This is a genomic window from Mycoplasmopsis sturni DSM 22021 (genome assembly GCF_000701485.1).
GTDB classification, from domain to species: Bacteria; Bacillota_I; Bacilli_A; order Mycoplasmatales; family Metamycoplasmataceae; genus Mycoplasmopsis; species Mycoplasmopsis sturni.
Genome location: NZ_JNIZ01000004.1, coordinates 60,587 through 72,668 on the forward strand (window position 1 = coordinate 60,587; position 12,082 = coordinate 72,668).

General features: G+C 28.8%; 6 protein-coding genes. All 6 read left to right on the top strand.

The features are described from left to right. The first annotated feature begins 32 nt into the window (after positions 1-32). The 6 genes from Q349_RS01730 (at position 33) to Q349_RS01760 (ending at position 12,076) form a co-directional block, all read left to right on the top strand. Complete coding sequence (locus tag Q349_RS01730) at positions 33-935, top strand: MAG4940 family membrane protein (RefSeq protein WP_036464370.1); 903 nt, start codon at positions 33-35, stop codon at positions 933-935. Positions 936-937: 2 nt separating this feature from the next. Next, complete coding sequence (locus tag Q349_RS01735) at positions 938-4,255, top strand: MSC_0775 family lipoprotein (RefSeq protein ID WP_036464371.1); 3,318 nt, start codon at positions 938-940, stop codon at positions 4,253-4,255. 261 nt (positions 4,256-4,516) lie between these two features. Next, the gene (locus Q349_RS01740; RefSeq protein WP_051616745.1) at positions 4,517-7,150 is read left to right on the top strand and encodes a PTS sugar transporter subunit IIABC; all 2,634 of its coding nucleotides are present in this window, start codon (positions 4,517-4,519) and stop codon (positions 7,148-7,150) included. A 467-nt stretch (positions 7,151-7,617) separates the two neighbouring features. Continuing rightward, on the top strand, positions 7,618-8,661 hold the full coding sequence (locus Q349_RS01745; RefSeq protein WP_036464372.1) for an ATP-binding protein: 1,044 nt from the start codon (positions 7,618-7,620) through the stop codon (positions 8,659-8,661). Then, positions 8,654-10,927, top strand: coding sequence for a S8 family peptidase (locus Q349_RS01750; protein ID WP_036464373.1), 2,274 nt, complete (start codon positions 8,654-8,656; stop codon positions 10,925-10,927). The genes Q349_RS01745 and Q349_RS01750 overlap by 8 nt, the downstream gene beginning before the upstream one ends. Before the next feature lie 267 nt (positions 10,928-11,194). Continuing rightward, positions 11,195-12,076: a DnaB-like helicase C-terminal domain-containing protein gene (locus Q349_RS01760; RefSeq protein WP_036464375.1), complete on the top strand. Its 882-nt coding sequence runs from the start codon at positions 11,195-11,197 to the stop codon at positions 12,074-12,076. Positions 12,077-12,082 lie beyond the last annotated feature (6 nt).

The window sequence follows — 12,082 nt, forward strand, 5'->3', positions numbered from 1 at the left end:
ACTTTTTTGCTTTGCTTCAAGAAAGGAAGAATATGAATTATAACTTCAAAGGAATGTTAAAAAATTCTTGAAATAGCGATAGTTTTATCGTTGAATTAGTCGCGTTACTCTTTTTAACTTTCTTTGTATTGCTTTGAAAATGAATTGCTGATGCATATATCAAAAAGCATAAAAAACTCTTTTTATCGTCAACTTGAACATTAACAACATTTTTGATGATTGTTTTATCATGAGCTAACAGTCATTATTTAACTAATTCTTCTCCTACGCCAATTGGAAATCCAATTGTAATCTTTGGACAGATCTTCTTACAAGCTTTTAATGCGAACTCATCTATTTTAGGCAATAATGCCAATTTAGGTGAGATTCATTATCAAGGGATTTTTTATTTGCTAGGGGGAGAATTTATTGGTTTCGTTCTTGGAGTTGTTTTATTTTTTGTAATTTTTGCTGGAATTAAAAGATTAAAACAGCCACAATTTGCTTTACTTAACAATGTTAGTGTTGAAGAAATATTTAAAGTTGAAGCAGACAATTCAATTTATTATGGAATTAAGGAAGGTATTTTTATAACCATCTTTAGTATTTGTTTGCTTTTTATACCATACATTAATCCTACAGCATATAGTACCAGCTTGTTCTTTAATATGTTAATTTTGATTATTGCTGTTTTCTTTATGCTATATTTATCAAGTTATTTTGGTTTTTTTGCCTTTAATTTATTTATTGCTCTTTTGTTTCATCTTATTAATTTGATTATGATTTTCAAAAGAGAAAGACAAAATAATCAACAGATTAAAAATATTGCGTTGCAAAATAAATTTTTAATTATTAATGTTCTTACTTTAGTAATAGTTTCGATTATTATTCCAATGCTAGTTGCAATTATTGCGGTCCAAATTGCTATTACGAAAGGTATTAAATTAACTTTTTAATTATGAAAAAAACATTAGTATTTTCTTCTTTGACCACAGCGTCATTGCTTACTCCTACATTATTAATTAGTTGCAAAAGCGAAGAGCAACAAGTTTCTAAAAAAGAATTCGATCAATTTGTAAACACCAATGTATCTTTAAAACAAATTGATCATAATCTAAGTAACAAAAGCGCTTTTGAAGCTAGTTCTTCAGATTTTGAAGTTGTTACTGAAGAACAAAATGCAAATTTAAAAACTTCACTAAGAGCGGTTACAAATTTATCCTCAATTAATGTTAATAGCGCTTTAAAATCTCAATATGCAGATAAAATGATTCGGGGAGAAGGTCTTTTTGAGATTAAAATTGCATTTACTAATCCTAATGGAGAAGTTTTTAATCAAGTTGTTTATCAACTCCAGCCAAGATATAAAGATTTAACATCAGAAAAACCTAAACTCCAACAAGTAGCTAACTTATTAAAAGCAGAATATTCAAAAGATATTTTTGATTTGACTAATCAAGTTAGTGATTTTAAGAATTTTAATTTAATTGATAATGCTTTTAATACTAAAGAGATCCGTGTGTCTGATGCTGATGGTTTTTATACTGATGCTGCTATTTTAGAAAATAATCTTTTAAATGGTGTGATTAAGGCACTTCCTTTTGCGGCCATCAACTCACAAACATCACAATATTTGCGAGCATATAAGCAAAATGCACACCAAAATGACACTCAACTTATTATTGGAACAAAATACTTACCAACTTTAACTAGTTTACTTGGTAAAAATTACAAACTAACATGAGGACTTAATCTCAAAAAAGTTCCTGAGCTAAGTGATAAGCAGCTTAACCAAATTAAACCAAGTCAACTTTCAAGTCAACAAATTCAAAAAGCTTTAACCTTAGTTCGTGTTGAGTCTCGTAAAACAGGGCTAAGTAAACAATTTCCACAAGAATATTTGAATAATCTTGTTCAAACAATTAGCAATCGAGTAGCTTATGATAACCAAGGTAAATTAAAAATTCAAGCTACCTTAACTTTACCTTTGCTAGATAATGCCAAATATGTTGATGAGCAAGGAATTATTGATTATCAAAATGAACAAAAAAGCATTAACCTTGAATTTGGTGGGTTTGAAGGTGATACTACTGCACAAGAAAATATTGATTTTGAAAATCAAGACGCTAACATTGTTGAATTAAGTAATTCGGATAATGTTTTAAATCATTTACAAAGTACTTTTGAAAATACTTCAGCTCTACCATTTTTAAATCTTGCTGCAGGTGTTGATTTACCAAAATTAACAAAACAAACTAACTTTATCAAAAATGGTTATATCGGACAATTTATTGCTATTGATGATGCCAAAATTAAAGCTTATTTAGTTGAAAAATTTCCTAAATATGCAAAATTAATCAATAAATTAATTTTTAGTGTTCGTTATCATGATATTCAAGTTGATAGAAGCAACTTTAATAATTTCATTTTTCCTATTGATATAATTCATAACTTAGATAATCAATTAGGTTTATATGAATTTAGAACCATTAACTTTATTATTCCTAATGTTGGAAGCGACAATCTAACAGAACAACAAAAAGAGCTTACTTCAAAATTTAACGAATTTGCTCAATTAATTAACTCTGATAATCTAAAAGTTACTACCCCTTCACTTGCTGAAGTTGAAGCAATTAAAGGAAGCGAAACATTTGAAGAACTCTCAAAACAAAAGTTAACACAAATTTTCAAATTAAGCATTCAAAAATCAATTCATGAAAAGCTTAATCAACTATGAGATGAGAAAAAATATCAATACCACTTATTTATTTCAGGATTTAACTTTGACAAACAACTTGGAAAAATGAATCTTAAAGTGCGTTTTGCATTAGCGGATCAAAGTAACGAATATGCCAAATTAAAAGAAATCCAAAAAGATCTTAGCGATGATCAAATAAAAAAACTTTTATCAAGTGCATCCAAAACTAACTTAGGGGCTGATTTTAATCTAGTATTTGATTATTTAGATAGTCCAATTTATCAACTTTTAAAAGAAGAACAGGCTGCTTCTTGAGTAGATGTTAATGTTTTACAAACAAATAAATTCAATTATGATTATCAAAACTTTAAGATTAATGATTTTACCTTTACCAATAGTGGGCACTTTAAAACATTAAAGCTGCTAGATGCTCAAAAAATAGATGATAAAAATATTTTATTTAGATTTAAAGGAATTGATGCTCTTACATTTGATGAAATTATTTTTACCAAAAAATATGGTTTAGGACACCTTTCTTATCCACTTGGAAAAGAATTTACAAACAAAAATTCAAAATCTTATAACTTTATTGCTGGTTCTTTAACTAGAGATTTATTACCAAAAGTTAATACTCAAATTTTCAGTATTTTTGGAAATAATATTATTGCCGGTGGATATGATGAATTAAGAGGTTTTTATGCTAGTGCTCCTAAATATCCTTATCAATTACACTTAGGAGAAGATTATTTAGTTAATTCAAAACATCCTATTTATGCTCCTTATGATGGTGAAATTGTTGGAATTGTTTATTCAGAAAGAGCCGGAAAAGATAAAAATGTAGCCGAAGGTATCGGAACAACAATGCTTATGCGTGTGAAACTAGCTGATATTCCTTTATCATCAAAAGATAAAGAGAAGTACTTTTTAGATTCTGAATACGTTTACATTGGTTATATTCATGTGGACCAAGAAAAAACCTTTAACAACACAATGCTCAATATTGTTCCATTCCAAAAAACTGAAGGTAAAGGTGACCGTCAAAATATCGTGACTTATGCTGATTATAAAGATCCTAAAACAGGAGAAACTAGACACATAACGCCTGATAATCCACTTAAAGTTAAACAAGGTGATATTATTGGCTATGTTGGAACTGAAGGTGAAAATGGAGGTTGAATGCCACACGTTCACATTTCAGTTGTTGCTGGTGGAGAGAAAAATTTCAACGACAATTATTACTACACAACCAAAAAAGATTACTATCCAACACGTTGAAAACGTAAATACAATCCTGATTCTGAGGGTACATGATCATCAATTAGAGTGCCAGGAGTAGCTTTCAGTTATGAAGATTATTCTTTAAATACCCAAAATGCAAAATTACCTAAATTAAATCCAACAACTGGAGAAAAAATTAAAGGTGAGGAAAACTTAGAAAAACAATATTCATATGCTATTTTCCCAATTCAAAACCAAGAATTAAAAGATGGACTTAGAAATCCAAATATCTTATTTAAACTTAGAGGGGAAGATACTTATGCTTTCTCAATTGAACGTCTTTTTGCTCTAGAAAAATAATAATAATGAATAATTTTTATCATTCAAAGCAAAAAAGATGAAAAACTACCTCAAAATGTGGAAATTTTTTAATTTTTTCCACATTTTTTTATGCTCTTTTCCGATTCTTTGCGAAATTATTGGCAATTCAAATAAAATATTTATGTGTTATTTTCGTCGTCTTTGCATTTTGAATAACACATAAAAGATATTTAATTAAATTTAAAATTTAAAATTCACAAATAGTTCTTTCGAAAATTATTATTAAATGAAAGGGGAAAAATGTCAGGAACATTAGGAACATTAAAACAAAAATTCCAAAGCCTTTTTGCTAAAAAACCTAAAAACACTGATAACAGTGGTCAAAGCAAAGCTAAAAAAGTTCTTGGAAAAATTTCTGGTGCATTTATGCTTCCTATTGCAATTATGGCTATTTCAGGTCTTTGACTTGGAATTGGTGCTGCAATTAACTCAAACACTAGTGATGAGTCGCTAAAAATGTTCGGAAGTTTTATCCAACAACTTGGTAACCCTGTTTTTGCTGCATTGCCTTTACTTTTTGCTGTCGCAATGGTAATTGCTTTTACAGATGAAGCCGGAGTTGCTGTTTTTGCAACCATTATTGGATTTTTAGTCTTTCTAGCAATCCAAGATGCTTTAATTAAAGAAGTTAAATTTGTAGCAACTGCTACCATCAATGAAAACGGAAAAGATGTAACATTACTTCTATCAAAAGCATCACAAATTGATTTAGCAAACAAAACCATTACTTTTGATGGTGGCGTAACTAAAAGCTTTAATGATCTAGCCAATGTAAATTGAACTGAAAGCTCAACAGGTTCAACAGTTGACTTAACTGGATTATTAACAAATAACCAAACTTATGTTGAATTAGGAGGAAACCAATTTAACATTGATAAAATTGGTGACAACCTTGGATACAATATTTTATTTGTTGAAGGTGGTAGAGCTCCTTGAACAGTTAAAGCCGTTGTTTCAAACCAACTTGGATACGTAAAATCACTTTCTACTTCAGTATTTGGTGGTATTCTTATTGGTATCTTAGTTCAATGAATCTACAATAGATTCCACACAATCGCTTTCCCAGCAGTATTTTCATTCTTTGCTGGAAAAAGATTTGTAGCAATTATTACAGTTCCATTTACTGCAGCACTTTCAGTTGCATTCTTATTATTCTGACCATGAGTTGGAACAGGACTTAGTATTTTTGGGAACGCTTTAGGTAAAGTTCCATATGGATTTGAATCTCTTATTTTCGGGTTTATTGAAAGATCACTTATTCCATTTGGACTTCACCACGCGTTCTACTCACCGCTATGATACTCACAAGCCGGAGGAGATTTAGCCTTCTCATTAGCGCAATGACAACAAGCAAACTCTTCATGATTGAATGATCAAACATTACAATTAGAGACATACAAAAACCTTAATTTACTTATCAAACAAATGCAAATTGAAGGAGAGCAATATGTTGGTGATTCATCAATGGCTCTTAAATTAGTTCAATTACCATTTAATGATATTACTTTCCAAAAAAATGGTGAAAACGTAACCTTACCATTATTTGACTTTATTTCAAAAGAAATTGGAATTAAAGTAGGAAGATTCGCTGATGGTAAATTCTCATTTATGATGTTTGGATTACCAGCAGCAGCAGCTGCAATGGTTGTAGCAGCACCAAAAGAAAACAGAAAAGTTGCTCTTAGTGCTGTTGTTCCTTCAGCAATTACATCATTTGTAACTGGTGTAACTGAACCAATTGAATTTACATTCTTATTCTTATCACCTGCTTTATTCTGAGGATTCCATGCAGTTCTTGCAGGATTCTCATTCATGTTCGCTAACTTACTTGGAGTTCACGTACCAATGGCGTTCTCAGGTGGAGCACTTGATACACTTATTTACGGAATTATTCCATTCCAAAAAGGAACCAATTTCTACTGAACACTTGTTGTTGGACTTGCATATGTCCCAATTTACTTCTTCTTATTCTGATGATGAATTAAATTTAAAGATCTTGCAACTCCAGGAAGAGGTGGAAACACAAGATTATTTACCAAAAAAGATATGGCAGCTAAACAAGGATCAGGTGATATCGATCCTCAAGCATTAGCTATTGTTGCTGCATATGGTGGAACATCAAATATTGTTGCTTACACTAATTGTGCTTCTCGTTTAAGATACGACGTGCATGATGCAAATAAAGTTGATGTAGATGCTCTTAAAGCAGCAGGTGCAATTAACGTTATTAAGCAAGGAAACCATGTTCAAGCTATTTTCGGACCTGTTGCCGAACAAATTAACGTTAAAATTAGAAATTCACGTGAAAGCATTGCTAAACTTGAAGTTGAAGGAATGGCTAATGTTCAAGCTAACCTTGGAGCAAAAGAAGCAAGCCAAGAAAGCAATACACAAAGCAAACTTAAAGAACCTGTTGTTTTAGGTTCTGTGGCTAACGGAAAATTAATTACTCTTGAAGAAGTTAATGACGGAGTATTTTCAACCAAAGCACTTGGTGATGGATACGCTGTTGAGTTTGAAGCAACTAAAACAGGAAAAGTATATGCACCAGTTGATTCAGAAGTAAAAGTTGTTTTTGGAGAAAGCAAACATGCTTACGGGCTTTCAACTAAAGAAGGTGTTGAATTATTAATTCACATCGGAATTGACACAGTTAATTTAAATGGTGAAGGATTTACTTCATTTGTTAAAGTAGGGGATAAAGTTAAACGTGGTGATTTGATTGCTGAAGTTGATCTTGAAGTTCTTAAAAAACATAACGTTAAATCATGCCCAATTGTAATTGTGCTTAATGAAAGTCAACACAAAGATATTACTTTTAGATCAGAAGCTAAAGAAGTTAGTCCATCATATGATGTACTTAAAGTACAATAATAAAATCTTAATGATTATAAAAAGTCACAACTAAGTTGTGACTTTTTTCTTTGCTTTATAAAGTTTGTGTTTTACCTCAAAATAACTATTTTCATTATTTATATCTTCTTTTTCTAAGAAATTGAGCTTCTCCAGTAAATGCATCTTTATTTATAACCTTAGTCAATATTACCAAAAAATAACTACTTGTTTATAAGCTTTTATTAAGTTAGAATTAATAAATTTTTCAAAAATTGTAAATTGTATTTATATATTAATTTATTTATATTTTTATTGTCTAATTTTCTAGTAATTATGATTATTTATTCATATAAAAAGGAAAGAAATAAATAGTTAACAAGCTGCTTTGTTTTTTAAAATATATTATTTGTTTGTATTATTTACTAAATTAATTTTTATTTTTGTCTTATTTTTGATTTTTTTGTCCCAGAAAGGACTATAATTTACTGGTAAGAATAGAGGACAACATGAAAAAAGCTCATATTATTAATTTAATTAAATATTACTCGGAAAAAAATGATGAAGGTTTCAAAAGAGAAGCATATTTAATTGCTGAAGAATTTTCAAAAAACGGAGAAGTTTCAATTGCTCAATATATAATGGGGATATTATCTCAAAAAAATGTATGAATTCCTCAGGAAAACAATAATCATTTTGGTTTTGTTAAAAAAGTTGAATTAAAAACAGAATCATTGCCTCTTCCAAAAGCAATAAGCAATGAAGTAATGGGTATTATTAACGCCGTTAGCAAGAATTTAGGTGTAAATAAATTTTTATTCCAAGGAGATCCCGGAACTGGTAAAACCGAAACATCTAAGCAAATTGCAAGAATATTAAATAGAGAATTATTCAAGGTTGATTTTAATACACTAATTAGTAGCAAATTAGGAGAAACTAATAAGAATATTTCTTCTTTGTTTAATGAAATAAATAATTTGAATAACCCTGAAAATGTTGTTATTTTATTTGATGAGTTAGATGCAATAGCATTAGATAGATTAAATAATAGCGATATTAGAGAAATGGGAAGGGCAACTAGTGAAATACTAAAGTGTTTAGATGAATTAAATGAAAATGTATTATTGATAGCAACAACAAATTTATATAAACATTTTGATAAAGCTCTCTTAAGAAGATTTGATAAAATTATTGATTTTAATAGTTATACAAGGGAAGATTTACTAGAAGTTGCTGAAAGTATATTAGATTCAATTTTAGTTAGATTCCCAGATCTTGGTTCAGATAAGAAGTTATTTAAAAAAATATTAAAACTTTACCAAAAAATACCTTATCCTGGAGAATTAAAAAATTTAATTAGATCGTCAATAGCATTTAGTGACTATCAGCAAAAATTTGATTATTTAAAAAAAATTTATACTAATGTAACTGGAGATTATTTGATAGATGTTGGTAATTTACTTAAAAATAAGTTTACGGTAAGGGAGGTAGAGGTTCTTACTGGTATTTCTAGAAGTTCAATTTCAAGAGGAGTAAAAGCTAAAAATGAATAAAATTCTTGAACTAAGAAAAGAATTTAATTTTTCCAAATCTCAAAGTAGACCAGGCCCACTTACTCTTAGTAAAAATAAAAAAATTTTTTCAACTCATCTAAAAAATATTCGTGATCAATTGGTAAAAGTAAAAAAATACTGAAAAAACGAAAAATTGAATTTAGTTCCTTTAGTAAATGTAGAATATTGCGAAATTGTGGCTAAGTCTAACAGGATCAGCGCTATTTTTGATATAAATTCAACAAATTCAGAAATAGAGATTGTTGGAGCTAAATTTAGTGAAGGAAACATTAATAAAAGACATATAATTACATATTTAATAAGTTTTGATCATATAAAAAGAGCAATTGATGATCTAAATATTGTTATTGATTTTGTTGATAACAAAATTGGTGAAGAGGTGATTGATAGCTCGTTTTTTGATAGAGTTAATAAAGGGGATCTTAAACATTTTTTTGAAAAAGATTCTCAAATAAAACGCAGTAAATTTTTGCAAATATTAAAAGATTGCGTTTATGTTTGAAATATTACAATACCGACATCAAATTTAGATAGTAAAGATGCTAGAATAGTTTCTATTTATAAAAACAAAGTTAATTCTTCTACGATATTAGATCAAATAGGCATAAAAGTAAATTTTAACAATACATTAGATGACAATACTTTCTTATTATCACCTGAGGAAATTGATCTTTTGAACAAAAATGCGCCATATCTTATTTCTATGTCAGTTACTGATTTAAATAATATGGAAGAGATTCGTATGGTAGATCATGAAGCTAATTATAATTTATCTATACCATCACCTACAAATGAACCTGTTATAGGAGTAATTGATACTCTTTTTTCTGAAAATGTATATTTTAATGAATGAGTGGAATATCATGACATGGTAGATCAAAATATACCTAGAACAATTGATGATACTCTTCATGGAACTTTTGTAACATCAATAATAGTGGATGGACCAAATTTAAATAAAGATTTAGATGATGGATGTGGTAGATTTAAAGTAAAGCATTTTGGTGTTGCGAAAGCAGAATCCTTTAGTTCGTTTAGTATAATGAAAAATATTGAAAAAATAGTTTCAGAGAATAAAGATATTAAAGTATGAAACTTATCATTAGGTTCTCCTTTTGAAATTAGTAAAAATTCTATATCTCCAGAAGCTTCTATTTTAGATAGAATACAAAAAGAAAATGATGTAATTTTTGTCATTTCAGGAACCAATAAGAAAAAAGGTGTAAACAAAGAGATGAAAATTGGTTCTCCAGCTGATTCTATTAATTCAATCATTGTTAATTCCGTTGATAGAAATAATAAAATTGCATCATACTCTAGGTTTGGTGAGGTTTTATCATTTTATAGAAAACCTGATATTTGTTATTACGGGGGAGCAAACGGTGATTTTATTGCTGCTCATTCAGGATATGAAGTATGTAAAGTTTATGGAACATCATTTGCTGCTCCTTGAATCACAAGAAAGGTTGCATATTTAATATATATTTTGGGGTTTTCAAAAGAAGTTGCTAAAGCATTAATAATAGATTCATCAACTGGTTGAGAAAAATTTGACAATGAAGGCAATAAATATGGATATGGTGTTGTGCCGGTAAAAATAACGGATATAGTAAGCTCAAAAAATGATGAAATTAAATTTGTAATAAGTGGTATTTCAAGTAAGTATGAAACTTATACTTATGATATCCCTGTTCCAATAAGTAATGACAAACACCCTTATGTTGCCAAGGCGACTCTTGTTTATTTTCCTTCTTGTTCAAGAAATATGGGAGTAGATTATACAAATAGTGAGTTAGATATTTATTTTGGAAGAGTCAAAAAAAATAGCAACGGAAGTGTAACTATCAATTCGATAAATGAAAATCATCAATCACAAGAGTATGATGTAGGTGAAAAAATCAACGATCATAGCGAAGCCAATGTTAGAAGAGAATTTAGAAAATGAGATAATGTAAAACACATACAAGAAAATCTACATACTAAAAACAATAGAATTAAAAAACCAAAGACAAAATTAACTAGCGGTATGTATGGTATCAGTATTAAAAAGAAGAATAGAAACGGAGACTTTGATGCAAATATAAAATATGGTCTAGTTATAACTTTAAAGGACTTAGAAGGAAAAAACAGAATTGATTCATTTATACAAAATTGTCAATTAAATGGATGATTGGTTAATAGAATAGATATTGAAAATAAATTGGAACTTTACAATTTAATGGATCAAGAGATTGAATTGAAATAATAAATAAAAAAATATAAATGTTACTTTCAAATAGGTATAAAAAATCCTTGCTTACTTCAAGCAAGGATTTTATCTATTTTAATAAAACTAAATTAATCGAAAATATTCAATTTTTTCATACAAAAACACATCCTCGTTTATGAGCGATGTGTTTATTTATTGTTAAACTTGTCGAAATTGAGTTTTTAGGGATTTTGAGCATTATTTTTTTAATAATTCAGATTAGTTTAGGAGGTTCGGAAAAAAATTAAGGGGGGATTTTATTTAATGGGAAACAAGACAAAACCATTATCAGAGACATCCTTAACTTTTAAAAATACTATTGATTATTGAAAGTGATTCAGTAATACATTAGATGAACCCGAAAAAGATAAAACAAAAACTAATTGACAAATATTCGATAAAGATACAAAAGGCCTAAACCCTGGTGCTTTATATGTAATTGCTGCACGACCAGGTATGGGAAAAACAACATTGGCTATAAGTTTGGCTATTGAAATAGCAAAAGAATACAATGAAAAAAATGATTGTGTGGTAATTTTTTCATTAGAAACAAGTCAAAAAAGAATATATGAAAATATTCTAAGCAATTTAATGAATATACCTCGAAAACATTTTTATAAACCTAAAAAAGAATTTTATGAAACATTTAGGGAAAAAATAGAAAACGCACAACCATTAAACATATTGATATTTGACAACCCATATGTTAACGACAATTACATAAGAACAATTCTATGAGAATTAAATCGAAGTAATTACAATATTCGAGCAGTGTTTTTAGATCATATTCAAATTATGTCGAGAAATTATACAGGAACCATGTATGAAACAACTTCGAAGGCATCAAGAGAGCTTAAATTAATAGCATTGGAATTAAATGTCCCTATTATAGCGTTATCGCAATTATCAAGGGAAGTAGAGAAAAATATGAATAAAACAAAATTCATAGAGCCTACCAATGCAGACCTAAGAGATAGCGGAAGCATAGAACAGGATGCTGATTTTATTGGAATGATCTTTAAAAAGCACAATGATATTGAAAATTACAATGTGTTAACTTTAAAAATAACCAAAAACAGGGACGGACAATTGAAAGAAACTATATTGTTATTTGAACCAGAATACTCCAAAATATATGAACCATAGATTCAA